Source organism: Providencia sp. PROV109 (assembly GCF_033681625.1).
GTDB lineage: Bacteria > Pseudomonadota > Gammaproteobacteria > Enterobacterales > Enterobacteriaceae > Providencia > Providencia hangzhouensis.
Window position 1 is genome coordinate 1,539,371 of sequence record NZ_CP096320.1, and the last position, 25,886, is coordinate 1,565,256.

Annotated in this window: 26 protein-coding genes; 16 read left to right on the forward strand and 10 right to left on the reverse strand. The window is 39.1% G+C overall.

Annotated elements, in window-relative coordinates:
* Nucleotides 1–25: 25 nt before the first annotated feature.
* The gene (gene sseA / locus M1F25_RS07055; RefSeq protein WP_181489522.1) at nucleotides 26–865 is read right to left on the reverse strand and encodes a 3-mercaptopyruvate sulfurtransferase; all 840 of its coding nucleotides are present in this window, start codon (nucleotides 863–865) and stop codon (nucleotides 26–28) included.
* 38 nt (nucleotides 866–903) lie between these two features.
* A complete protein-coding gene (locus tag M1F25_RS07060) occupies nucleotides 904–1,065 on the reverse strand; it encodes a hypothetical protein (protein WP_004256593.1) in 162 nt (53 codons plus the stop codon).
* Nucleotides 1,066–1,322: 257 nt separating this feature from the next.
* Here M1F25_RS07060 and dinG point away from each other — a divergent pair, with 257 nt between their 5' ends.
* Nucleotides 1,323–3,434 carry an ATP-dependent DNA helicase DinG gene (dinG, locus tag M1F25_RS07065; RefSeq protein ID WP_181489523.1) on the forward strand — a complete coding sequence of 704 codons (2,112 nt, stop codon included), beginning with the start codon at nucleotides 1,323–1,325 and terminating at the stop codon, nucleotides 3,432–3,434.
* Between the two features lie 123 nt (nucleotides 3,435–3,557).
* Here the strand turns inward: dinG and dps are convergent, their stop codons facing one another.
* Entirely contained in the window at nucleotides 3,558–4,061 is a 504-nt protein-coding gene (gene dps / locus M1F25_RS07070; RefSeq protein ID WP_181489524.1) for a DNA starvation/stationary phase protection protein Dps, read from the reverse strand.
* Nucleotides 4,062–4,399: 338 nt separating this feature from the next.
* A complete protein-coding gene (rhtA, locus tag M1F25_RS07075; RefSeq protein WP_181489525.1) occupies nucleotides 4,400–5,287 on the reverse strand; it encodes a threonine/homoserine exporter RhtA in 888 nt (295 codons plus the stop codon).
* 323 nt (nucleotides 5,288–5,610) lie between these two features.
* Here rhtA and M1F25_RS07080 point away from each other — a divergent pair, with 323 nt between their 5' ends.
* The 3 genes from M1F25_RS07080 (at nucleotide 5,611) to M1F25_RS07090 (ending at nucleotide 8,508) form a co-directional block, all read left to right on the forward strand.
* Entirely contained in the window at nucleotides 5,611–6,186 is a 576-nt protein-coding gene (locus tag M1F25_RS07080) for a TIGR00730 family Rossman fold protein (protein WP_094962433.1), read from the forward strand.
* A gap of 30 nt (nucleotides 6,187–6,216) precedes the next feature.
* The gene (locus tag M1F25_RS07085; protein WP_094962434.1) at nucleotides 6,217–6,675 is read left to right on the forward strand and encodes a GNAT family N-acetyltransferase; all 459 of its coding nucleotides are present in this window, start codon (nucleotides 6,217–6,219) and stop codon (nucleotides 6,673–6,675) included.
* 234 nt (nucleotides 6,676–6,909) lie between these two features.
* Nucleotides 6,910–8,508: an ABC-F family ATPase gene (locus M1F25_RS07090; protein WP_036957930.1), complete on the forward strand. Its 1,599-nt coding sequence runs from the start codon at nucleotides 6,910–6,912 to the stop codon at nucleotides 8,506–8,508.
* A 67-nt stretch (nucleotides 8,509–8,575) separates the two neighbouring features.
* On the opposite strand, the gene M1F25_RS07095 is transcribed toward M1F25_RS07090, so the two are convergent.
* From M1F25_RS07095 to moeA, 3 genes are all read right to left on the reverse strand, one after another.
* Entirely contained in the window at nucleotides 8,576–8,911 is a 336-nt protein-coding gene (locus tag M1F25_RS07095; RefSeq protein ID WP_004909208.1) for a zinc ribbon domain-containing protein YjdM, read from the reverse strand.
* Between the two features lie 209 nt (nucleotides 8,912–9,120).
* Entirely contained in the window at nucleotides 9,121–9,873 is a 753-nt protein-coding gene (moeB, locus tag M1F25_RS07100; RefSeq protein ID WP_172412275.1) for a molybdopterin-synthase adenylyltransferase MoeB, read from the reverse strand.
* Nucleotides 9,874–9,878: 5 nt separating this feature from the next.
* On the reverse strand, nucleotides 9,879–11,120 hold the full coding sequence (gene moeA, locus M1F25_RS07105; RefSeq protein ID WP_181489526.1) for a molybdopterin molybdotransferase MoeA: 1,242 nt from the start codon (nucleotides 11,118–11,120) through the stop codon (nucleotides 9,879–9,881).
* Nucleotides 11,121–11,569: 449 nt separating this feature from the next.
* Here moeA and folE point away from each other — a divergent pair, with 449 nt between their 5' ends.
* Nucleotides 11,570–12,229: a GTP cyclohydrolase I FolE gene (gene folE / locus M1F25_RS07110; protein ID WP_004256561.1), complete on the forward strand. Its 660-nt coding sequence runs from the start codon at nucleotides 11,570–11,572 to the stop codon at nucleotides 12,227–12,229.
* 3 nt (nucleotides 12,230–12,232) lie between these two features.
* Nucleotides 12,233–13,378 carry a DUF418 domain-containing protein YeiB gene (yeiB, locus tag M1F25_RS07115; protein ID WP_181489527.1) on the forward strand — a complete coding sequence of 382 codons (1,146 nt, stop codon included), beginning with the start codon at nucleotides 12,233–12,235 and terminating at the stop codon, nucleotides 13,376–13,378.
* 188 nt (nucleotides 13,379–13,566) lie between these two features.
* Here yeiB and sanA read toward each other — a convergent pair whose 3' ends face one another.
* On the reverse strand, nucleotides 13,567–14,271 hold the full coding sequence (gene sanA / locus M1F25_RS07120) for an outer membrane permeability protein SanA (protein WP_094962438.1): 705 nt from the start codon (nucleotides 14,269–14,271) through the stop codon (nucleotides 13,567–13,569).
* Between the two features lie 367 nt (nucleotides 14,272–14,638).
* Here sanA and M1F25_RS07125 point away from each other — a divergent pair, with 367 nt between their 5' ends.
* From M1F25_RS07125 to M1F25_RS07145, 5 genes are all read left to right on the forward strand, one after another.
* Nucleotides 14,639–15,334, forward strand: a complete 696-nt coding sequence (locus tag M1F25_RS07125; RefSeq protein WP_094962439.1) for a sugar-binding protein — start codon at nucleotides 14,639–14,641, stop codon at nucleotides 15,332–15,334.
* A gap of 167 nt (nucleotides 15,335–15,501) precedes the next feature.
* Nucleotides 15,502–16,422: an N-acetylmuramic acid 6-phosphate etherase gene (murQ, locus tag M1F25_RS07130; protein WP_004256554.1), complete on the forward strand. Its 921-nt coding sequence runs from the start codon at nucleotides 15,502–15,504 to the stop codon at nucleotides 16,420–16,422.
* A gap of 56 nt (nucleotides 16,423–16,478) precedes the next feature.
* Nucleotides 16,479–17,840, forward strand: coding sequence for a PTS transporter subunit EIIC (locus tag M1F25_RS07135; RefSeq protein ID WP_004256550.1), 1,362 nt, complete (start codon nucleotides 16,479–16,481; stop codon nucleotides 17,838–17,840).
* A gap of 15 nt (nucleotides 17,841–17,855) precedes the next feature.
* On the forward strand, nucleotides 17,856–18,701 hold the full coding sequence (locus M1F25_RS07140) for a MurR/RpiR family transcriptional regulator (RefSeq protein WP_181489528.1): 846 nt from the start codon (nucleotides 17,856–17,858) through the stop codon (nucleotides 18,699–18,701).
* The gene (locus M1F25_RS07145) at nucleotides 18,701–19,483 is read left to right on the forward strand and encodes a sulfite exporter TauE/SafE family protein (RefSeq protein WP_181489529.1); all 783 of its coding nucleotides are present in this window, start codon (nucleotides 18,701–18,703) and stop codon (nucleotides 19,481–19,483) included. Before M1F25_RS07140 ends, M1F25_RS07145 begins: the two co-directional genes overlap by 1 nt.
* A gap of 65 nt (nucleotides 19,484–19,548) precedes the next feature.
* Here M1F25_RS07145 and M1F25_RS07150 read toward each other — a convergent pair whose 3' ends face one another.
* Nucleotides 19,549–20,430 carry a rhomboid family intramembrane serine protease gene (locus M1F25_RS07150; protein WP_094962442.1) on the reverse strand — a complete coding sequence of 294 codons (882 nt, stop codon included), beginning with the start codon at nucleotides 20,428–20,430 and terminating at the stop codon, nucleotides 19,549–19,551.
* Between the two features lie 161 nt (nucleotides 20,431–20,591).
* Nucleotides 20,592–22,289, reverse strand: a complete 1,698-nt coding sequence (locus M1F25_RS07155; RefSeq protein ID WP_004256541.1) for an NAD-dependent malic enzyme — start codon at nucleotides 22,287–22,289, stop codon at nucleotides 20,592–20,594.
* Between the two features lie 430 nt (nucleotides 22,290–22,719).
* Here M1F25_RS07155 and M1F25_RS07160 point away from each other — a divergent pair, with 430 nt between their 5' ends.
* From M1F25_RS07160 to M1F25_RS07180, 5 genes are all read left to right on the forward strand, one after another.
* Nucleotides 22,720–23,343: a hypothetical protein gene (locus tag M1F25_RS07160; protein ID WP_112307675.1), complete on the forward strand. Its 624-nt coding sequence runs from the start codon at nucleotides 22,720–22,722 to the stop codon at nucleotides 23,341–23,343.
* Between the two features lie 59 nt (nucleotides 23,344–23,402).
* Nucleotides 23,403–24,101 carry a hypothetical protein gene (locus M1F25_RS07165; protein WP_181489530.1) on the forward strand — a complete coding sequence of 233 codons (699 nt, stop codon included), beginning with the start codon at nucleotides 23,403–23,405 and terminating at the stop codon, nucleotides 24,099–24,101.
* Nucleotides 24,102–24,244: 143 nt separating this feature from the next.
* A complete protein-coding gene (locus M1F25_RS07170) occupies nucleotides 24,245–24,994 on the forward strand; it encodes a hypothetical protein (protein ID WP_181489531.1) in 750 nt (249 codons plus the stop codon).
* A complete protein-coding gene (locus M1F25_RS07175; RefSeq protein ID WP_153673646.1) occupies nucleotides 24,987–25,130 on the forward strand; it encodes a hypothetical protein in 144 nt (47 codons plus the stop codon). Before M1F25_RS07170 ends, M1F25_RS07175 begins: the two co-directional genes overlap by 8 nt.
* A gap of 31 nt (nucleotides 25,131–25,161) precedes the next feature.
* The gene (locus M1F25_RS07180) at nucleotides 25,162–25,884 is read left to right on the forward strand and encodes a hypothetical protein (RefSeq protein WP_110591372.1); all 723 of its coding nucleotides are present in this window, start codon (nucleotides 25,162–25,164) and stop codon (nucleotides 25,882–25,884) included.
* The last annotated feature ends 2 nt before the right edge of the window (nucleotides 25,885–25,886 follow it).

Consider the following 25,886-nt stretch of genomic DNA (forward strand, 5'->3'; position numbering starts at 1 on the left):
CTTATATTTTTATGGAAGAAGAGGATTACGACTCGATTGGCATGCCGTTATCTTGCCCCCATTGGGCCCATGAACCATCATACAAACGCACGTTTTGGTTACCTAGTAATGTTAATGCCATTAATACCACAGCTGCGGTCATTCCTGAACCACAGGTCGTCACTGAAGGTGCATGGATATCCACACCTTGCTTAGTAAAAATAGCTTTAAGTTGCTCCGGTGATTTGAATTCACCCTTTTCAACGAGAAGATCCCATGGGACGTTTTTGCTCCCAGGAATATGCCCCATACGTAAACCCGGACGTGGTTCTGGTGCTTGGGCAAGAAAGCGTGGTTCTGCACGAGCATCAATAATTTGAATTTTTCCTTGATTTACAATATCAAGCATGTGCTCTTGATTCAGTGCGTTACTGTCTTTACGTATGGCATGGAATTGTTTCGTAGCTGGCGGAGTGACTTCCCCGGACTGAACATCAAACCCTGCTGCTTTCCAAGCATCGATGCCACCGGCTAAAATCTTAACGTTTTTGCAGCCCATAGTGGTGAAAGTCCACCAAGCTCTTGGGGATGAAAATAAGTTATTCTGTGAATAAATAATAACTTGGGTGTCATTACCTATGCCCATGGCACTAACTGCTTGGCTAAAAACATCGGCACTTGGCAGCATATGGGGTAAATCACAGCTTTTGTCTGCAATTTCATCTTGATGAAAGAACTGAGCGTTAGGAATATGTTCTTCTAAATATTGTTGGCGGCAATCATAAGGTGCGGTCGGTGGTGGAGAAGAAGCATCGAGTACAATGATGTTATTATCAAATAGATGTGAATTTAACCATTGTGGGGTTACGAAATAATCGTTGTACATAAGCTATCTCCATCCTGGGCTGATAAATTATTTTAAAATTATTGAATTTGATTGGGGGCTGGCAGTGCTGAAGGGGATTGCGGTTGCCCTTGCTCAAGTGGTGTGGTTGAACGTGTATAAATGTTCATACCCGCTAAAACAATACCGCCTACAGAACCAAAAGCGCATAATGCGCAAAGTGCGATAACAACCTTTTTCATTTTCTATAGCCTGCCTAGTGATAAAAATCCAAATGATATAAGAACTCAAAGTATAACCGGATGAGTGTTGCAAACAAGTTAAAAGCTATTTTTTCTGTTGCAGAATGGGCGTTTTGCAAAAAGCTTCCCAATTTTTATGTATAATGGGTATTAATACAGTAGTTTTGCGAAGCGGTTGGCAAAAGCGTTTTTTACATATTCCGTATTGTTGTCAGTTTCGTTATCTTTCATTTTAACTTTGGTCACCTGCATAATTTATGTCCCTGTCGAATAAAACTAAAGAACAAATAACTCAGTGGTATAAAGGGTTGTCCGTACAAATTGACGGGTTTGTTTCCCGAGCCCCGCAGCGGCAGATGATCGCGCAAGTTGCAAAAAATTTAGCAGATGATGACGGCCGCCATTTGGTCATAGAAGCGCCTACTGGGGTGGGTAAAACGCTATCTTATTTAATACCGGGGATAGCGGTTGGTAGGGAAGAAGGTAAAACCTTAGTGGTTAGTACAGCGAATGTGGCATTACAAGATCAAATTTATAGTAAAGATTTACCCTTATTAAGCAAAATTATTCCTGACTTAAAATATACAGGAGCATTTGGGCGTGCTCGTTATGTTTGCCCTCGTAATTTAGAAGCTATTTGTGCCGCAGAAGGCGAACAAATAGATTTAATGTTATTGGTGGAAGATAAAACAGAAATTGCGAATAGTGAAGAGCGGGCTATTTGTCAGCAACTGCGGCATGACTTTCAGAGTTTTGCATGGGATGGGCTAAGGGATCACCACAAACGTGCATTTAGTGATAGCTTATGGCGCAAAGTCAGCACAGATAAAATGAATTGTTTAGGCCGTAATTGTCAATTTTATCAGCGTTGCCCATTTTTTATTGCTAGGCGGGAAATCGAAGATGCTGATGTAGTGGTTGCTAATCATGCGTTAGTTATGGCTGCAATGGAAAGTGAATCGGTATTACCTGACCCGAAAAATTTATTATTAGTGCTGGATGAAGGCCATCATGTTCCGGATGTTGCAAGGGATGCCCTTGAAGTTGAAGGCGAAATTACGTTAGTTCAACTAACGGCACAGCTTGATAGCTTTATTCAGCATGTTGGGCAGTACATGGGGCAATTTCGTCCGGCGAAGCCACCAAAGTTAGCTAACCCCGAACGGTTACAGCAACATGCAGAAAAATTACGTGAAACATTTCGTGATTTTTCATTATTAGCGAATGCATTATTACCAGAAACATCAAAAGAAACTGAATATTTATTTCCGCTTGGTGTATTGCCTGAAGCAATGCAACTGAGCTGTCAGGCCTTGTTTAAGCAAACTGATGCATTACAGGGGCTGGCGGAAGCAATCTTAAATGATTTGACGGAACAAACTGCGAAGCAAGATATTGTCCGCTTACATCGCTCCATTATTGTGACTAGTAGGGCTATGGGGTACTTTGAAAATATGTCGAAGCTTTGGCGGTTGGCGGCATTAGAACAAAGTTCAGGTGCCCCTGTATCAAAATGGTTAAGTCGGCGTTATGAGAAAAACCAATCTCGCTTCTTTATGCATTGTGCAGGGATCCGAGTGAGCGAACAATTACAACATTTGTTATGGAGAAATGTTCCTCATATTGTGATTACCTCGGCAACACTGAGGTCATTGAACAGTTATTCACGTTTTATGGAACTCACTGGGTTATCCGAAAAAAGTGATGACCGCTTTGTGACATTATCTTCGCCTTTTAACCATGTTGAGCAGGGAAAAATTATTATTCCTAAAATGGAATATGAGCCAACGATAAACAATGAAGCTGAACACTTAGCGGAAATGGCAGTATTTTTTCGTGAACAATTCGCTAAAAATACTCACCGTGGAGTACTGGTTTTATTTAGTAGCCAAAGAGCGATGGAAGGTTTTCTTGAGCATGTAAAAGATTTGCGTTTGCAGCTTTTAGTTCAAGGAGATCAACCACGTTATCGGTTAGTCGAAACACATTGCGAAAGAATTAACCAAGGGCAATCTAGTGCCTTAATTGGCTTACAATCGTTTGCTGAGGGGTTAGACCTAAAAGGGGAATATTTAACTCAGGTCCATATTCATAAAATTGCATTTCCACCAGTAACAAACCCTGTGATTATCACTGAAGGGGATTGGTTGAAATCATTGAAGCGATACCCATTTGAAGTACAAAGTTTACCTAGCGCCTCATTTAACTTGATACAGCAAGCAGGTAGATTAATTCGCAGTCATGAGTGCTATGGTGAAATTATTATTTATGATAAACGTTTGCTAACTAAAAACTATGGTAAAAGGCTATTAAATGCATTACCTGTATTTCCTATAGAACAACCTGAAATACCTAAAAACAGTAACTAACTAAGTTAACTCATTTTATTTTTAGGTACTTGAATAACAGTTTGATTATAGTAAATGACTCGCTAATAAAATGGCCACTTTACAGTGGCCATTGGTCAATTTTAATTGACTCTATTTACGACATTACTCAATATTTGCTTCTAAGAACCAGAGGAATTTATCCATATCGCGAGAAGCCGCGGTAAACATATCCGCAGTGTCTTCGTCTTCCACTTCATCAATGGCTTTGCGGATATCATTCGCGACAATAGCATAGCGGTCGGCTAACGCTTTTAAGTGGTCTTGTACGCTATGGATATTAATTGGGTAAGCTTCTAACGAGGTGAAGCGGTGAACTTCTTGCGTTGTACCAATAGCAACGCCTCCCAATTGAACCGCGCGCTCTGCGAATTCATCTAAATGTTCAACTAACGTGGTTCTAAAGCCATCTAGCATTTCATGGATAGCAATAAAATTACGGCCACGCATATTCCAGTGGGCTTGTTTAGTCATTAGAGAGAGATCGGTAAAATGGACTACCATAACATTAAGAATTCCAATGGTTTCCAATTTTACGCTGTCTTCCATATCATTACGTGTATATAAAAGTTCATTTGAAGATGCTTTAAATAATTTAGCTGTACTCATGATTCATCCTCTCTTAAATATTAATTTGTTTAGTAACCTCATCTGTCAATAAATATAAAATAACCGAACTAATTTGTCATAATGTAATAAACGATTAATTTAATAGGTCTATTCGATATACTTTATTAACCGTTAATTAATTGTGGATCTTCGATACTAATCGTTTTTGACAATAAGTGCGATAGAGATAATAAATTTTTATTTAAAGCATAAACTAGAAATAAAAATAGATTATTTCAAATTGGTGAATAAAACTTTACACGAAAAAAGGTTAATAAATATCTATATATCGAATTTATTAACCTTGATTGTCTTTGTTTGCTTATAGTTTTTAGTGGCTAGGACACTTTTTCGATTTTTGACTTTGGTACCGCTGTTGAGGTGGAACCAATAGAAGCACAGACAATACATAATAATGCCAACCATTGAGTCATCGTTAAGTGCTCATTTAGGAAAACAATTCCTAAAAATGCGCCCATACAAGGTTCAAGGCTCATCAATGTACCAAAAGTTCGGGCAGGCAAACGCGTTAGCGCTATCATTTCTAATGTATAAGGAAATGCGGTTGATAAAATCGCGACTGCTAGTGCAATAGGTAAAATTGAGGGGTCGAACATCACCTCGACACCTGTTTGCATTAAGCCGATAGGGAAGAAGATCATGGCAGAAATAAATGAACCTATTGCAACGGTTGCTGCACCGTAACCCGCTCCTGCACGTTGCCCGAATATAATATATAACCCCCAGCAGACACCGGCTCCGAGAGCATAGAGAGCACCGAGTGTATCAATGGAATCAATATTATCGCCGATTGGGAGTAAGAATAATAACCCAACAATAACAAGGGCTATCCATAAAAAATCAATCGGACGGCGAGAAGAAAACATCGCAACGGCTAAAGGGCCAGTAAATTCTAAAGCAACAGCTATCCCTAATGGAATTCGTTCAAGAGATAGGTAAAACAAATAATTCATCGTACCTAGGGATAATCCATAAGCAAGCAATGGAACTAGCGAATTTTTTCTGAATTTTAAACGCCAAGGCTTAAAAATAACAAACAAAATAATAGTGGCAAGGAATAAACGTAAACCAGTAACACCGGGAGCGCCGATAACAGGAAATAAAGTTTTAGCTAAAGAAGCTCCGCTTTGAATAGAGGTCATTGCAAGCAGTAATAACCCTATAGGTAATAGCGGAAATGCGCTCTTTTTAGTGTCGGCAGACATAAATAAGTAAACCTCGGAAAACGTAACTTAATTGATAATAAATATTTAGAAAATAAGTATTCAGTGATGAAAAATAATTTCTTAAAGATTATCTCATAAAACAGCACGGCTTTATATTTGTTTATGGTTTAGCTATAGAGAATAAGGGGGTAAATGTGCTCTATTGGTTGTCAACATGTTGGTTTAGGTGAATAGCAGTGCTATAAACATGAGTAAGTCTCATTTTATTATGGCGAAGAGTGAAGCTTGAGCTTCTGTATTAGGCTCGTATAATTCAGTGCTTTAACTAAAAAGTCACAATAAAAATGGAAAATGAGGAACAAATGGGAAAAATTAAAAGTATTGCAGTGTATTGTGGTTCCAGTATGGGAAAAAATGAGGTCTATCAGCAAAAAGCCATTGAGTTTGCTAAAGAAATGGTTAAACGTGATATCACGTTAGTCTATGGTGGAGCGAGCGTGGGAATTATGGGGACAGTTGCTGATACCGTATTGTCATTAGGGGGAAAAGCGATTGGGGTGATCCCATTATTGCTAGAAGAACGTGAAATTTCTCATAAGAATTTAACTGAGTTGTATAAAGTTGAAACGATGCATCAGCGTAAAAGTAAAATGATTGAGCTTGCGGATGCCTTTGTCGCTTTGCCTGGCGGTTATGGCACGCTTGAAGAGTATGCAGAAGTATTTACTTGGAGCCAAATTGGTTTACATGCTAAGCCATGCGCTTTATTTAATATTAATAATTATTGGCAACCATTGATTGATATGACAAATAAGATGGCAGATGAAGGTTTCCTCCATGAAAAATACCGTCATATGGCGATTGTGAATGATTCTCCCGCTGAGTTATTAGAAAGTTTTGAATCTTATGTCGCCCCACCAATTAAAACCTACGACTAGCGTTAATATTAAAATCACAGAGAGGAATGCATGATAAGGGAAGCTATTAAAAGTGATGTAGAATCCATTTTATCGCTTTACCAAATTTTGTTTTCGGAAATGGCATTATTCGACCCTGAACGTTTACAACCAGCGGAGCAGACTAGGGAATTTATTGAAAATGCGATTATTGACGATAAATTTTGTTTATTAGTTGCTGAATTTAACAGTGAGATTAAAGGGTTTTGTATTGCACAACAACAAGCTGCTGACCCTTATAACTGTGTTGTTCCTCGAAATTTTGGTTATATCTTTGACCTAGTGGTTGCTCCTAATTTCCGTGGTGAAAAAGCAGGGCAAAAATTACTAAATGCGATGAAAGCCTGGGCAAAAAGTCGACAACTAAGCCACTTGGAGTTGTCAGTGTTAGCGCAAAACCATAAAGCGATTAAATTTTATGAGCGAGAAGGGCTAACCGAGATCAGCCGTACTATGGGGATCGCTCTTTAGTTTGGCATTTAGTCAGCCTTTCCTTTCGTGTTAATCAATTTGCTGAAAACAGCACAAGATCTAAGCGGTGTAATATGGCATAATGCGCCGCTATTTATACCTGCCATACTCTAATGACCATACATGGAGTGTATTTTGCTGCTCAAATCACTATTTTGGGTTGTTTTGCACGCTGTAGTCATAGACCCCTAATCATCGCAGGCTATTTTACACCGTTTAATTTAAGGCATAGCAGTGTTAACAACGAACAATATCACTATGCAGTTTGGCAGTAAGCCACTGTTTGAAAACATTTCAGTTAAATTTGGCACAGGCAACCGTTATGGTTTGATCGGCGCAAATGGCGCGGGTAAATCCACGTTTATGAAGATTTTAGGGGGAGATTTAACCCCTACAGCTGGAAATGTGAGCACGACTGATCCAAATGAGCGTATTGGTAAACTTCGCCAAGATCAGTTCGCATTTGAAGAATTTACCGTACTTGATACCGTGATTATGGGCCATAGCGAGCTGTGGGACGTCAAACAAGAGCGCGATAGAATCTACGCCTTACCTGAAATGAGCGAAGAAGACGGCTACCGTGTGGCTGACCTAGAAGTCGCTTATGGTGAAATGGACGGTTATAGTGCGGAAGCGCGCGCAGGTGAATTATTACTGGGTGTGGGTATTCCTGTTGAACAACACTATGGGCCGATGAGTGAAGTCGCGCCAGGCTGGAAGCTGCGGGTACTGTTGGCTCAAGCCCTATTTTCTGACCCTGATATCTTATTACTCGATGAGCCGACGAATAACTTGGATATCGATACGATTCGTTGGTTAGAGCAAGTGCTGAACGATCGTAACTGTACTATGATCATTATTTCCCATGATAGGCACTTTTTAAATACCGTATGTACCCATATGGCTGATCTAGATTACGGTGAATTGCGTTTATTCACTGGTAACTATGATGAATATATGATCGCGGCAACTCAAGCACGTGAGCGTTTACTGGCAGATAACGCGAAGAAAAAAGCACAAATTGCAGAACTGCAATCTTTTGTTAGCCGCTTTAGCGCTAACGCATCTAAATCGAAACAAGCGACTTCACGCGCACGTCAAATTGATAAAATTCAATTGGATGAAGTGAAAGCTTCTAGCCGACAAAATCCATTTATTCGTTTTGAACAAGAGAAAAAATTGTTCCGAAATGCGCTTGAATTAGAAGCTGTAACGAACGGTTATGACCAAGGGCCATTATTCAAAAACGTCAATTTATTACTGGAAGTTGGCGAAAAAATGGCAGTTATTGGTGCTAATGGTATCGGTAAAACCACATTCTTAAAAACGCTGGTGGGCGAACAGCCTGCAACGAGTGGAATGGTTAAATGGTCAGAAAACAGCAGCATTGGGTATTATGCCCAAGACCACGCAGAAGATTTTGAAACGGATTTAACCGTGTTTGACTGGATGAGTCAGTGGAAAAGTGAAGGGGATGACGAGCAAGCGGTGCGCAGTATTTTAGGCCGTTTACTGTTTTCTCAAGATGACATTAAAAAGAAAGTTAAAGTGTTATCCGGTGGTGAACAAGGGCGTATGTTATTTGGTAAGTTAATGATGCAACAGCCAAATATTTTGATTATGGATGAGCCAACCAATCACTTGGATATGGAATCTATCGAGTCATTAAACTTAGCCCTCGAATTATACAAAGGTACGTTAATTTTCGTTTCTCATGACCGTGAGTTTGTTAGCTCATTAGCGAGCCGTATTTTAGAAATCAAAGAAGATAAAGTCATTGATTTCAAAGGTACTTATGATGAATACCTGACAAGCCAAGGTGTGGTTATCTAAATAGAGTTTTTAGATTAGAAACAAAAAGCCCTCAAATTTTGAGGGCTTTTTAATGGGTGAAGTAAACTTAGTTTTTCTTCACAAACTCAGATTTCAATTTCATTTGACCGAAACCATCAATTTTACAGTCGATATTGTGGTCGCCTTCGACCAAACGGATACCTTTAACACGGGTACCAATTTTTAGCATAGAAGAGCTGCCTTTGACTTTGAGATCTTTAATAACCGTGATGGTATCACCATCAGCTAACAGGTTGCCATTGGCATCTTTTACAATCAATTCATCAATATCAGCTACAGGTTCGGCATCATTCCATTCATGCGCGCACTCAGGGCAGATATACATATCGTTATCAGTATAGGTGTATTCAGACTGGCATTTCGGGCAAGGAGGGAATTGCATATTCATACTCTCAGTAACTTTATCAAAAGAATAAACAGTGGTGATATTTAAACCATCAAGCACCACAAAAGAGAGATAGTATAAGGTGAAAGGGCAATTAAATTATTTTTTCGGATTATTCTTAATTTTGATGTAATAAAAATAGGAAAAAGGCGAGAAAAGCCTCGCCTGAATGATGAGAAAAGCCAACTTGCCCGAAAATTTAGCAGTTAGCTTTTAGCACAGACTTCACAATGCGGGTCTTTGCTAAGTTTAAATTGGCGAAAATCCATGGTCATTGCATCAAATAGCAATACTTTTCCTGAATTAACTTTCCCATAATTAGCTAATAATTTAATGGTTTCCATCGCTTCTAGCGTACCAATGGTACCGACTAAAGGGGACATAACCCCTGCTTCCACACAAGTTAAGTTATTTTCACCAAATAAACGGCTTAAACAGTGATAGCAAGGGGTGTTTTCTTCATAAGTGAAAACAGATAATTGCCCTTCCATGCGAATAGCAGCACCTGAAACTAGTGGTTTTTTTCGTGGTAAACACAAGCGGTTGAGCTGTTCACGAATGGCAACGTTATCTGTGCAGTCTAAGATCACATCATGATGCATAATTAATTCATCAAGTTGTGCATCATCAAGTTGTGCATTGACGGTGTCAATTTGAATATATGGGTTAATGGCAGCAAGTTGCGCTTTAGCTGAATCAACTTTCGGTGTACCAATGGTGACGTCACGGTGCAAAATTTGCCGTTGCAAGTTAGACAATGACACGGTATCGAAATCCACCAATGTCAGATGACCGACACCAGCAGCAGCAAGGTATTGAGTTGCGGCACAGCCTAAACCGCCAAGGCCAATAACCAGTACTTTGCCAGCTTTAAGTTTTTCCTGCCCATCGAAATCAAATCCACGGAGGATAATTTGGCGGTTGTACCGCAACATTTCCGGATCGCTAAGCTCTTGCACTGTTATTATTCACTTTTTAATAAATAGTTAAACATTTCGACTTCAACCATTTCACCTGCTTCAACGCGCCCACGTTCTCTTTCAAGGACAATAAAACAGTTGGCTAAACTAAATGAACTAAACACATGTGAGCCTTGGTGACCCGTCGTGGCGACTTGCAACTGCCCTTGCTCATTGGTGCTTAGAATTCCTCGTTGAAAATCTAAACGGCCCGGGCTTTTCTTCAACATGGTGGTCACTGGAACCTTGAAGCGTAGCGGAGCACGCCATTGGCTGTGCCCTGAAAGGCGGGCAATCAGCGGTTGAACCAATTGATAGAAGGTGAGTGCGGCGGAAACAGGGTTCCCCGGCAGCCCACAAAACCAAGCGTCGCTCAGCTTACCAAAAGCAAAAGGTTTTCCTGGTTTAATGGCTAACTTCCAAAAACCAATGGTGCCTAATTCATCCAAAATTTGTTTGGTATAGTCGGCTTCACCTACGGAAACACCGCCACTACTGATCACTAAATCAGCGTGTTGGTTAGCTTCGATAAAGGTTTGCTTGAGTTTTTCGGGCGAGTCCGGTATTACGCCTAAATCAAGCACTTCACAATTAAGTTTTTCCAGCATCAGACGAACGGTAAAACGGTTAGTATCATAAATTTGCCCATCTGCTAAAGGAAGGCCGACGGCTTGTAGCTCATCTCCCGTTGAAAAAACGGCAACTTTAAGGCGGCGATATACGGTGACATCAGCAATACCCAGTGAAGCAATTAAAGGTAGCTGAGCGGTCGTTAGTAAGGTGCCTGCAGGGAATACGGCACTGCCTTGGGTGATATCTTCCCCTGCTTTGCGGATATTACTACCTTGTTTAATTGGTTGGGTGAATACAATACCTTGGTCCGTTTGTTGTGTAGATTCTTGCATCACAACGGTATCCACTCCTTGTGGAATTGGTGCGCCTGTCATAATACGTACGCAGCAACCTGCTTTTAGTTCACCTTCCATCGGGTTACCCGCAAAAGATTTACCTGCTACAGGCATTGGCGTTTTACTATCCCAATCGGCGAAACGTAAGCCATAACCATCCATAGCAGAATTATCAAATGGTGGAACATTGATAGGGGAAATCAGGTCTGTCGCAATGATACGTTGTGCAGAGGAGGTCAGTGGAATGATTTCTGTATCTGTGACGGTTTTCGTTTGAGATAGTAATTTTTCCAATGCAACATCTAGAGAAATCAAATCGTTAGTATGACACTGATCCATAAATAATGACCCTCATTATTGTTATCTGCCTTGAGGCTTTAAAATGTGTTCGTGATGCATATTATGGCAGAAATCCATTAGTGCGTGAATGAATAGAAATTGATTACAGATAGCTTTTGGTTAGATTTAACGAACAGGGAGGCATTAACGTAGACAAAATTACACATGAAATGACCAATTTTTAGATTATTTATTGCGTTAATCATTTCAAGTTTATTCGTTTATCGCCATTCAAGGTTAAAACATTGATAAAAAATGTGCTACTAATCACCTTATATAAGGTGTAAAACCTTTTAATGTATGTATTCATCTTGTGAATAAATTACAGGGCTAAATGCAAATATTTCACAGCGATTAACGATGTTGTACTGGATTATCTCTACCTGCTGTTTTAGAGTACCGCACACCTGCATTTTATAAAAATAGTTATACCATTTGTGGAGGATCACATGTCATCTCTGAGTAAAGAGGCCGAATTAGTTCATGCCGCGCTGGAGGCTAGAGGCTTAGAAACGCCTTTACGTATCCAGCCAAAATCAGGCGACGAACGTAAGAAACTGATTGAAGGGCACATGACAGAGATCATGACGCTACTGAATTTGGATTTAACCGATGACAGTTTAGCTGATACCCCTCGTCGCATCGCAAAAATGTATGTTGATGAAATTTTTTCAGGGCTTGATTACGCAAACTTTCCAAAAATCACTTTAATTGAAAATAAAATGAAAGTGGATGAAATGGTCACTGTGCGTGATATTACGTTGACAAGTACCTGTGAACACCATTTTGTTACGATTGATGGAAAGGCTACGGTTGCCTATATTCCAAAAGATAAAGTCATTGGTTTATCGAAAATTAATCGAATTGTGCAATTTTTCTCACAGCGTCCACAAGTGCAAGAGCGCTTAACACAGCAAATTTTGGTTGCTTTGCAAACATTATTGGGAACAACAAATGTAGCTGTTTGTATCGATGCAGTGCATTATTGCGTGAAAGCACGTGGTATTCGTGACGCGACAAGTGCAACAACAACAACGTCATTAGGCGGGTTATTTAAATCAAGCCAAAATACACGGCAAGAATTTTTACGTGCAGTGCGTCACTTATAATTTATGACAGCAACGACGCCGTCAAGTCGCATTGGCCAACTTGACGCTGTTCGTGGTATGGCGATTTTAGGTATTCTTTTAATGAATATCTTTGCTTTTGCTTTACCACAAGCGGCGTATTTAAACCCTTATTACACCAATAAAACACCCGACTCAGAGGCTTACCTCTGGGGGATTTTCAATGTCCTTTTCCAAGGCAAAGTTCTCGCTATTTTTTCAATCCTATTTGGGGCAACCCTTGCTTTATTACAACCCCGTTCTCTTCGTTGGAACCGGTGCCGTCTATTCGTTTTAGCCCTGTTTGGGGTGATTCATGGGGTTGGTTTTTGGGATGGTGATATTCTTTTGGCTTATGCATTGACGGGCTTGTTGGTAACCTATCTGCTTAATCAATATGAAGATGGTTTTTTATTGAAAATAGCACTATCAATCTATTTGATTGGGTTAGTTATCTTGCTCGTGTTGGGTAGTAGTGTAGACCCCTCCGGTTTTTGGCAAACCTCTGATGAGCAACTGGCATTTGAATATGCGATACATACCTCAGGGGGAATGGATGGCGTGCTTTATCGAGCGTCAGAGATGCTCAAAATGGTTGAAATGTTGGTTATCCAATATGGCTGGCAATTAGCGGCATTGATGATTATTGGCGCACTGCTAATGAAAAATGGTTGGTTACGAGGGCAATTTAGCGCTCAACACTACCGCAAGGTAGCCTACATATTTATCTTGCCATCTATATTGGTCCAAATAGTTTCGCTATACATGCAAAGCCAATTCAATTGGAGTTATTTTTCAACATCAATCATTGGTTACATTATTAATGAGCTAGTTATTCCATTTCAATCTTTAGGATACATAGCTCTGGTGTATGGCTTTTGGACGATACTGGCAAACAGCAAAGTCGCTCTTGGCTTGCAATATGTGGGGCGGATGGCGCTAAGTAATTATATTTTGCAAACGCTAATTTGCACCATGTTGTTTTACCAATTCGGCTATTTTGGTCAATTTACGCGGGTTGAATTACTTGTCTTGGTTCCCATTATTTGGGGAGCAAATTTATTGTTTTCTTATTATTGGTTGATGTTTTTCAGGCAAGGCCCACTTGAATGGTGTTGGCGCAAATTAACGAGAAAGCTGATAGGTAGATGAGTATTCATCTACCTATCAGACTGCTGACAAACATATTATGTTTGGCGGCAAGTCGAATAGGTTATTGAAAATAAACTAGGAAAATCAATTTATTGATTTTCGGCTGATAACACAAAGCGGGAAAAACCACGCTTTTATCCCGCTTTGTCAACAACCTCATAGGTAGATGAGTATTCATCTACCTATATCTACTTCAATTTATTGACTTCATCCGGTGAAACCGCCGGATAGCCTTTAATTCCTGCTGGCATCTTAATGGGGGCAGGGATGGATTCTTGTTCACCTAAAAATTTAGGTTCCCGTTTTAAGATATATAAATCCGCCAGAGCGCCTAGCCGTGCAAACACTTCACGCACTCTCACTCTATACATCCCAGAAGGTGTCGGAACTGCTAAACATTGTGCATCAATACCTTTATGTTTGGCGATAAAGACTGCGCGTTCACAATGAAAACGCTGGGTAATAATCGTAAAATTATCGGTATCAAACACTTTTTTAGTGCGTACTACGGAGTCTAATGTCCTAAAACCTGCGAAATCGAGCACGATTTTAGAGGCTGGAACCCCTTCTTTAATTAAATCTTTACGCATGTTGATTGGCTCATTGTAATTATGAGCGCCATTATCACCACTGAGGAGCAAATATTTAACTTTTCCACTGTGGTATGCCTCTGCTGCGCCTTTAATGCGATAGGTATAATAGAGGTTATTAACACCAGAGGCATAATATTTGGATGTGCCAAGTACCATCCCAACATCGCGTGCAGGCAATTTTTCTACATCTTCATAGATATAGGGGGCGGTATCCCAGCTTATCCAGCGATCAAGCAACATTATGGTCGTAAATGCGATCCCTGCAATAATAATAAGACCAAAAAACAGACGTTTCCTCATGTCCTAGCCTTGATAATAAAAAGTCATAATCCGAAATTGTCAGCCCCAATAGGCCTGTGTCTTTAGGCTACTTGACTTAAATTAGTGACGCAAGTCGCGTAACGTAAAGTCATGTCAATGTCTGAATACCAATCGAAGTTGACTAATATTAAGCCTAATAATTGAATTAAAATTAATCAGACATTGAATGAAAAAGATAAATCACATTCTCATTAAAGAGTGAGCGGCTTCACATCATGATAGTTTTTATAGAATGAAGCTATATATTATGAAATTTTAATTCTATATTTTGTATGTTATATGAAATATTGTTTCTTTGGCGGTTTTTTGTGAATAACAGCTCTCTAATCAGATAGGTGAGGAAAGTATGAAATTAACGACATTACTAGCCGCGAGCGCTGTGCTTGTTACAGCAAGTGTGGCGGCAAAAGAGTACCAAATCAATCATACCGATCAGTTAAAATCACTCAATGATGCGACTAAAAGTACTGAAGTCTGGGAAAAAGCAGAAGTATTAACCGATTTTACTTACCCATGGGAAAAGGAAGTGGCTCCCAAAACAGATTTTCGCGCTTTATGGAGTGATGACGCACTATATTTCCGTTTTATTGCAGATGATAAAGATATTCAGTTAGGTGATAACCCAGATAAAGACCAAGCGGTGTTAGATTCTGACCGAGTCGAACTCTTTTTCGCGACTAGCCCTGAATTAAAACCTTATTACACGGCTGAAATGGACCCGAAAGGGCGTACTTTCGATGCAAAAGCTAATTATTACCGTGAAGTTGACCCGAGTTGGAACTGGGAAACATTACAAACCGTGGGTGAAATAACGCCAAATGGTTATGTATTAACGGGAAAAATTGATTTAGATGAATTCACTAAACTCGATTTATGGCAAGACGCAGACAAACAGACACTAATGTGTGCCATTTTGCGTGGAGAGTTCAGCGCGGGTGAACCTAAGCAAGTGCGTAAATGGATTAGCTGGATCAAACCTGATTCCGTTAAACCTGATTTTCACATCCCATCAGCCTTCGGAACCTGTAAGTTCGTAAAATAGCATTATCGCCGGTGGCTTTTGTCACCGATATTTTTCAATACAAACCTATTATTGTGAGTAAGATCATAACCCGCAATTAAGTGGTACGAAATTGCTGTGATTTGAATTGAAATTAAAATTCATTTAATGTATTTTTTAATGAAATTAAATTTCATGAGGGCATTTGAATGTCTCTAGCCGAAAATACTCTGAGTAACTGTCTACACAATGAATTCAATCAGGAAACGCAGCAGTTTTCACGTTTGGATACGCTATCGATGGTGAACGTCATTAACCAAGCTGATAGCACGGTTGCAGGTGCCATTCAGGCTGTTCTACCTGCGATTGCTCAAGTGGTTGACGCTGTTGCTGAGTGCTTAAAGCAAGGTGGACGTTTGTTTTACATTGGCGCGGGGACTAGCGGTAGGTTAGCCGTATTAGATAGTGCAGAATGTCCACCCACATTTGGTACTTCACCTGAAATGGTGCAATCGATTATTGCGGGTGGCCAAGATGCAATGCTAAAAGCGGTTGAAAATATTGAGGATTCAGCAGAATCAGCGATTGCTGAGCTAAAAAAACGCCAACTTTGTGCCAAAGATGTCGTGGTGGGCATTGCTGCGAGTGGACGTACACCATTTACCTTAGCGGGTATTGAATACGCTAATGAAATCGGTGCGTTAACGGTGGCTATCACCACGCGAGGAAGAGGGTTATTAAGTGACGTAGCAAAATTGGCAATTGCCCCCGATGTTGGCCCTGAAGTGTTATCGGGTTCGACTCGTATGAAAAGTGGTACTGCGCAAAAAATGATTTTAGGCATGCTAAGTACTTGTGTGATGGGGAGACTAGGCCGTATTCATACTAATTTAATGGTTGATGTTGTTGCCAGTAATATCAAATTACTGCGCCGCGCAGAACGGATTGTGAGTGAAGTCTGCGGTATTGATGAACACACCGCGGCAGGGTTATTAGCGCAAGTGGATTATCATCCACGACGCGCAATTTTAATGCATGAGCTACAAATTAATGCACAGCAAGCGACGGATATCGTTCAACAACATCCAAATACCACCTTGGATAGCATGTTAGCAATTACCGTTAAGTAATGGGATAGCATGTTGAAGAGCAGGGTTATTGGCTCAGTCAACATCAGGGGGATCATATGGCTAATAAGATAGAACATCTGGAAGTACTCGCCAGAGAAATAGAAAAATATGCGGGCGGCTTTGAGAACGTGGCAACATTAACTCATTGTATGACGCGTATCCGTTTAGTTTTAAAAGATAACAGTAAATTTGATGCTGAGTCCTTGAAACAAATTGAGGGCGTAAAAGGTGTTATTTTTAATGGTGAACAGCAACAAGTGATTGTTGGGATGGGAACCGCAGCGAAAGTTTTTTCGGTGATGAACAAACGTATGCAAGGTAGCACCTCTACGACATCAGAAAATGCAGCACCGGCGGAGAAAAAAGCGTTTTCCATTCGCCGTACGTTGAATACGTTAGCCGCTATATTTGTTCCTACTATTCCAGCGTTGATTGGTTGTGGTCTAATTATGGGGCTAATCAATATCGTCCGCTTGGTTGCTCCGGGGGTTGTCGACCAATTCCCTGAGTTATTTAAGTTATTAAAATTGATTGGTAGCGCAGTCTTTGTTTATCTTTCAATTATGATTGGGGTGAATACCGCGAAAGAGCTTGGTGCATCTACCTCAATTGGTGCGGTCATGGCTGGGTTACTTTCGATGCCGGGGTTAGCGGATATCACCTTATTTGGTTCGAAATTAGTCCCGGGTAGCGGGGGTATTTTTGCAGTGCTCATGGTGGTCGTTTTCTCTTCTAAATTTGAAGTGTGGTTTAGGAGCATTATTAAAGAAAGCTTAGACCTTATCGTGACGCCATTTGTGACCATTTTAGTCTCTGCGATGGTCGCAATTGTGGTGTTCCAACCCGCAGGACATTACTTAAACCAAATTTTGGCTCAAGGTGTTTCTGTCGCTTTATTAAATAGTGGCGGTGGTGCCGTGGCGACTGGCGGTATCTTGGGGGGGAGTTTCTTATTCTTATTACTAACGGGTTTACATCAAGGTTTGATCCCAATTCACGCTGAAATTTTACAAACTTTTGGTCTGAATTACTTGTTCCCAATTTTAGCTATGGGGGGAATGGGGCAAGTGGGTTCGTGTTTCTGGGTTTATTTAAAAACCAAAAACCAACGCTTGAAGAAAACCTTAGTCGGTGCGTTACCTGTGGGTATTTTTGGTGTCGGTGAACCGCTTTTATTTGGTGTGTCATTACCATTAGGTAAACCATTCATCGCAGGTTGCATTGGCGGCGCAGCTGGTGGGGCATTAATGGCGTTCTTTCATGTCGGGATCATCATTCCTTTTGGAACAGCAGGGTTATCGCTAATTCCATTAGTGGGTGATGGCCAAATATTGGATTTCTTAATTGCTGTTGCAGGTGCATGGATTGTCGGGTTCATTGCCAGTATGATAATAGGCTTCACTGATCCAGAAAAATAATTAGAAGGAAAAGCCATGTCGACACTGACGGTAAAACTGGAAAGCTTGCAGACACGAGGTAAAGGCACAGAACAACGTATTGCCACATTTTTGCTTGATAATCGCGAAAGTCTTATCGCAATGAATGCAGCGGAATTGGCTCAGGCGGCTGGGGTCAGTAGTGCATCTGTTATCCGCTTTTCACGCCAAATGGGGTACCGTGGCTATCCTGAATTTAAAGTTGATTATTTGTCGGATGAGAAGCAACACAAAGCAGAAAGTTTATACGGTAATCTGAGTTGTCACGATGATACCTCTCAGATTATCGCCAAAACAGGGCAAATGTTTATTTCGGCTATTGAAAAATCACTGGATTTACTTGAGCCCTCTGTCGTAGATACCATCGCGCAAAAAATGTTTCAGGCCAAACGTATCGTGCTGTTTGGTGTCGGGTCTTCAGCCATTGTTGCCAGTGATATTTTCCATAAATTAATTCGCATTAATAAACACGCACTGTTTAGTTATGATTTGCATGTTCAGCTAAGTTACTCGGCAAATTTGGGGCCGGAAGACCTAGCTATTGCAGTAACGGCGCGTGGAAATACTCAAGAAATCAATAGTATGCTTCGTGCTGCAAAAGAAACAGGTTGCCCGACAGTCGCACTGACACGTTTTGGTCAAGATGAAGCGATAAAGTTAGCGGACTTCGCCTTGCCTTATTTTTATGATGAGCAACATTCCCAATTAGGCATCATCACCCCCCAAGTGTTACAGATGATTACTTTCGATACATTATTTTTTAAATACCTCACGTTAGCAGATAGTGATGCAAATGAAGCATTACAAAAAGGGCGACGAGCACTGATACAAGGCAAGAGTTAATGATTGTAACGGAGTTAGCGATAGGCGCACTTATTGGGCTGATTATCAGCACAACGGGTGTTGGTGGTGGTGTGATTGTCTTACCGATACTGACCTATTTTTTGGGGCTAAATGCACTAGCAGCAGTAGCCACTGCCAATTTCCTTTCGATGCTAATGAAGGTTTCTTCTTCTTATATGCATTTTCGATTAGGCAATATCCCCTTTAAAGGCGCTATGATTGTATTAGCGATTATGTTGCCGAGCACATTTCTCTCAAGTCTGTTTGTTACATGGTTGGGGGGATTACCGGGGTATGAAAAACAAGTCGAGTGGGGTATTAACCTGTTAGTGGCTGCTGCCATTATTTTTTCGCTATATTTATTTGTTCAGCGAATGTTTTTTGTTTCGATTATCAAGCAAGAAGCGGCAAAAGGGGATCAGCTAAAATCCATGGCTGTGCCGGCTATCCTAGCGGGTGTTGTACTTGGTGCAACTGGAGTTGGTGGTGGGGTGGTTGTTCTCCCTATGTTGCTGCGCTATATGCAACTGAATATTAAGCAAGCAATTGGTACATCGATTTTTGTAACAACCGTGTTGTCTGGTTCCTCTGCTTTAGCTTATGCGCAAGATGGCTATACGGATTTAAAACTGGCGCTGATATTGTGTGCAGGGGCATTGATTGTGATGCCATTAGCTAAATATTTACTGGTCCGTTTATCTGAACGTACTTTCCAATACATTACATTGTTATTAATTATCTGTAGTGCAGTAATGATGACAATGAATTTATTCACTTTCTAGATTTACGCGTCCTATTATTGACGGTATCAATAATAGGACTAATCTCTTACGAAAAAACGGTATTTTTATCGCTGATTAAGTTCTTTTGCCATTTCTTGGTAAATAAACTGGCGCTCATAGTTCAGGTCTTCGTCTTGTAGGGAAGAAAACTGGCTTAGTGTTATGGCCAGTAAGGCGGCAGCTATAAGTACAATGACACCGCTAGAGAGTAGTTTTGTCCGGACGGTTGCTTGGGGCGCAAGTACAAAAGCGCCACTAATAACAGCGCCAAGTACTGCTCCACCAATATGAGCAGCGTTATCAATACCTGACTGCAAACCATTGATGAGAGTTAGCGCAATCATTCCAATAATATTATATAGCGGGCGTTTTAATTGGTTGCGCTCTTCAAGAGAGAGGTTTGGGTTATTTATCCCTTTTAATAAATAAATTACGGAAGCGGCAGCTAACCCCATAATGGCTCCAGATGCGCCAATACCAACGGTAATATATACCGTGTTATCAGGTAAATATAAACTATTCCATGCATTCATTGACGCGCGGTTTGCTGCGGCGTTAATGGCTTCACTGTATTGCCAATAAGCGCTAAAAAATGCCGCGCCAATACCTGAAAATAGGTATATTGCGAGCATCCTAAATTTTCCATAGGTGCGTTCGCATTCAATCCCAATAACAAACAAGGCCAATGTATTTAAAGCAAGGTGCATACCACCTGAGTGCAATACCATACTGACTGGATAACGCCACCAATCCCCCGTTAATGAAAGTTGGTAAACATTGGCACCAAATAATAATAAGTTATTTTCTTGGGAATCGAGTGGGGCGGCATAATTGAGCTGGTAAAAATAAACAACAATATTCAGCACCGCAATAAAAAGCGTTAGGGCTATTGCCCATAGGGAAAACTTAGGTTTCTGTGGAATAGCAGCATTGAGGTCGCCAGTCATGTCAATATCCTATTAATCAGTCATGGCCGTTATCTTAAATAAGTGATTTGTTTAGCGCAATTTATCATTATCTGAGAAAACAGACATTCGTTTTTTCGGATCTATAAAAAACAAAAAAGGAGCTCTAAAGAGCCCCTTTCAATCAATACCGTTATGACAAATTAAAACGAGGTCCGTTTATAGGTACGGTACTCTGGTTTCCAGAAATTACGCTCAATGGCTTCATCCAATGCGCTATCAGAGGTGACCGTTGCTACACCTTGGATCTGTGCTTCTTTTGCCACTTGTTTAGCAATAATGCGAGATACATCTTGAATATCAGACAGTAGAGGTAATAGCGCACCTTCACCATTTTTGGCAAGTGGTGAACAGCTGGCAAGCGCACGGCTGGCGGCCATCAACATGCCATCAGTAACGCGTTTAGCACCAGAGGCAATCACACCAAGACCGATACCCGGGAAGATATAGGAGTTGTTACATTGTGCAATTGGGAACACTTGGTCTTTGTAAGATACAGGGCTAAATGGACTTCCTGTTGCGACTAAGGCCTTGCCATCAGTCCAATTGATAATGTCTTCAGGGCGAGCTTCGACGCGTGATGTTGGGTTAGATAACGGCATCACGATAGGACGTTCACAGTGCTTATGCATCTCTTTAATGATTTCTTCTGTGAATAATCCAGCTTGGCCAGACACACCAATCAATATGGTTGGTTTGGCATTGCGTACCACATCTAACAGTGAAATTGAGTCACTGTTAACATCCCAGTCGGTTAAATTCCCACTGTTTTGGGTTAATTTGGCTTGGAAATCGAGTAAGTTAGGTAGTTTATCGGTTAATAAACCAAAGCGGTCAACCATATAAATACGTGAACGCGCTTCTTCGTCACTCAAGCCTTCGGATTTCATCTGGGCGATGATTTGTTCTGCAATACCGCAGCCTGCTGAGCCTGCACCCAAGAAAGTCACGCGTTGGTCGCTTAGCTTACTGCCTGCGGCATGGCTGGCGGCAATTAAGCTACCTAATGCAACCGATGCGGTGCCTTGAATATCATCATTGAAACAGCATAGCTCATCACGGTAACGGGTTAATAAAGGCATCGCATTTTTCTGAGCGAAATCTTCAAATTGTAATAATACATTTGGCCAGCGGCGTTTAACTGCCTGAACAAATTCATCAAGGAACTCGTTGTATTCATCACCCGTAATACGTGGGTGACGCCATCCCATATACAGAGGGTCATTCAGACGCTGTGGGTTGTTGGTTCCTACGTCAATAACAATAGGTAAGGTATAAGCAGGGCTGATACCCCCGCACGCGGTATAGAGAGAGAGTTTCCCAATTGGGATGCCCATACCACCGATACCTTGGTCACCAAGGCCTAAAATACGTTCGCCATCAGTAACAACAATCACTTTCACATTTTGTTTGGTGGCGTTTTGTAGCATGTCGTCGATGTATTCACGATTTGGATAAGAAATAAATAAACCACGTGCACGACGATAAATGTCAGAGAAATGCTCACAAGCTTCACCCACGGTTGGGGTATAGATAATAGGCATTACTTCAGTGAGGTGAGCATCGATAAGGCGATAAAATAAGGTTTCGTTGGTGTCTTGAATATTTCGCAGATAAATGTGTTTATCAATATCTGATTTAAAATCAATTAATTGGCGGTAGGCACGTTCAACTTGTTCTTCGATGGTTTCTACTTGTTCAGGAAGTAAACCATGCAAGTTAAAATTTGCACGCTCTTCTTCGGTGAAGGCGCTTCCTTTATTCAGCAAAGGGAATTCAAGCAAAATTGGGCCAGCGTAGGGTATATAGAGAGGGCGTTTTGTTTCGTACTCATGTTCCATGAAATATCACTCTTCGGACGATTAATCAACAAAGTCAGGGTAGATCCTAAGCTAAACAGCAAATATGTACAGTAAATAATGATAAAAAAGCGTTAAAAAATTTACTGAAAAATATTGTGCATATGATAAGGAGTTTATGCGCGGAAGGGAATGAAAGCCGATAACGGCATACGCATTACGGTAGGTAGATCACGCTTAGGCAAATAATGAATGTCTCATCGTTATTTTTACGTTTTCAAACGTTAGTTTAGCTTTGCTGCGGGTTCAATTTTTTCATGTTTTTTCTTATTTTTAGTCAGTTACAGAGAGAAAAAACGGATTCACTGAAAGTTAAATTATATTTTTAAATATCATATATTGCTGCAAGTTTTAAATTTATATAAGTTGAATTTTATTTTATTTTATATTTCATTTTTCACTAAGGAGTTTTATGAATTTAATTAATGGGGTGTTAAGAAATAAGCGTATTTATATATTACTTATTATGGCATTTCTAGGAGGAATGAATCATTCAAGAGCAGACTATAACCCAATCGAAACACTAAGGAATATTGACAGCTATTTCTATGAAAACAAATATGGTTCATCAATTTTTGGTCGAGTTATAACAGATTATTTTTATTTGGTGATGAAAGAAAAAAACAAAACAATTAATAAAACATTGATAGACAAAATAAATTATGACCATGCATTAGAAATGCTTCAAGTATTGAAGCGAAAAGCGAAGAAACAGAGTACAGGTGAAAAAGTCTCTCATGATATGACTTATAAAGAAGCAGATGAAATACACTATCTGGTCATGTTACGTAATAAAATACCCGAAGAAGCTTGGGTTTTAGGTGTGGTATTTTCTGTATTAGATGAAAAAGAAAAAGAATTTTATTGGCAAAAAATTATGGCAGCTTCCGGAGACCGTGGCCATGAATTATCGGTAATATACAGCTTGATGAAAGTGATGTTAGAAAAGGAAAAGAAGGCCACTAAAAAACAGAAGATCATTATTAATAAATGGTATGAACGTATGAGTAAAACATTAGCTTCTGCTAAATCATAGTTTTCATTTAAATAAGTTTGAAAACTAAATGTTATATAAGTATTAAGGTGTCAATTATTATGAAATTATATTTTTGTTTAATTCTACCGTTATTATTATTTTCCTGCATTGTTAATGGCGAGAACCGCCCCGGTTTTGTTTGTGGACAGTTTAATAGGAATATTATCGAAGTTCCTAGTAAGTATGTTTTTCCATTTGCTGAATATGAAGGATATAGCTATTTTGACCCAAGGTTTGTTGAAAACAAAAAAGGGTGTGAGGCTAATTTTAGAATTCTGCCAATGAGGATGTCATGGCCAGACTTAAAACCATTTAGTGAAGTCAGTCATGATGTTAGAATGATAGAAGTCTATGTTGAGCCATTAAATAGTGATCCTGAAAAGTATTTTAGTCATAAGAAAGATATATATTTAAATATGGGGAGTATTAAAAGGAAAGGTGAACTATATTATGATGAAGAACTAGAGTTGTATTTTAATGAGGTTTTTATTGAGTCTAAACATATTAATGGAAATAAAGTGCATGTCAATATTATAAAGTATGGTTACTATTGGGATGAAGATAATGATGAAGTCAATATTTTAATGGAATGTTCATGGAGACAGTTAGATGATAGTTATCGGCATTGTAAATTATTATCATTAATGCCTGAGTTTGGTCTTAAATATAGTGTTTCATTTGAATTTTCAAATCTTGTTAATTGGGAAGCTATTCAAGACAAGGTAAGGCTATTTTTATCTGAATATATTAAAAATTAGGGGCTAAAAATATGAATGGTCGTGATCGTAGGCAGGGAGACTTAGAATTAATATCAATAGATTTATCTAATGTTACCCGAATTTTAATAGTTAGTAAAAATCCAGAGCTTATGTATGATTAGTTTATTTTAATAGGTGTAAGTATGAGATTTGAACTAATAATTAGTTATCTAATTAAATTTACAGTTAATTGTCTTATGCTATTAATCTCAATAAATAGTTACGCTGATAATCGTCCCGGTTTTGTCTGTGGGCAGTTTAACGGAACGGTTATAGAAGTTCCTGACAAGTATGCTTTTCCATTTGCTGAATATGAAGGGTATAGCTATTTTGATCCAAGGTTTATTGAAAATAAAGAAGGATGTGATGCTAATTTTAGAGAGTTAACATTAATAACGCATTGGCCTTATATGACAAGTGTTGATCCCCAAAAAAAATTTCATCTTGAAATAGATGAAAAAACGATAAGAATTATATTGAGACCAATTAGAGAGAAAGATTATTCATTAACACAAAAAATGAAAAATTATCTTAATGCATCATATTTAGGAAAGCGAAGTCAAATATTTTATGACGATGATTCCGAACTTCAATATGTTGACTATTTTGATGAATATAATGTATCTGAAAAACTATATAGTGGAAAAAGAACTCAAAAGAAAAGAACTTTTTTTTGGTTCGAAAATGAAAATGAAATTATTGCTATCTTAGAATGCTTATGGCTACCATTGGAAAATAAATATTCAAGTTGTAATATGATTTTTTCAATATCAGAAATAGGTATACTTGCAGAGATTAAATTTAGTTTTGATAAGTATAATCAATGGAGAGATATAATGAATGAAGCTAAGGTTTTTGTCTTCGGTTTTATTAAGGATGAATATTATGAGTAAAGATATGGCTAGTTTTTCAATTAATTATAATGATATCGCAAGTTTAAATGTTATTTTATTAGAAAGTAAATTTGCAAATTCTATGGGCGAAGAAAATTTTTCAAGTATACCTAGTGAGGATGTTTTTATAATTTAAAATATATTGATTTATTTCAACAGGTGCAAGTATGAAATTTGAAATGATAATTAATTATCTAATTAAATTTACAGTTAATTGTCTTGTGTTATTGATTTCCATAAATAGTTTCGCTGATAATCGCCCCGGTTTTGTCTGTGGGCAGTTTAATAAGAATATTATAGAAGTTCCTGGCGAGTATGTTTTTCCATTTGCTGAATATGAAGGGTATAGCTATTTTGACCCAAGGTTTCTTGAAAATAAAAAAGGGTGTGAGGCTAATTTTAGAGTGCTGCCAATGCGAATGTCTTGGTCTGATTTGAAACCATCTAATGAGGTAAGTAATGATGTTAAAATTATAGAGGTTTATGCTGAACCATTAAAAGGAAACCCTGAAAAATATTTGAGTTATAGAAAACACGTGTATTTAGATATGGGGTACCTCAAAAGAAAGGGGGAGTTATATTATGATGAAGAGTTGGATCTTTATTTTACTGAAGTGACTGTGACAATACGGAGAAGTATTGGTCATAAAGATGATATGTATTTTAATAAAAAAGGATATTATTGGAAGGAAATTAATAATGAAGTGATTTTTTTAATTGAGTGTGAATGGTTACCAATTGATGAGAAGTATCATAAGTGTTTTCAATATTTTTTGATTCCAGAAATAGGAACTAAGGTTAAATTTTATTTTGATGCTAAAGAATTATCTAATAGCAATATAATGAGGGAAAAAATACGAATTTTTTTACTCGACCATGTTAAAAATTAGGA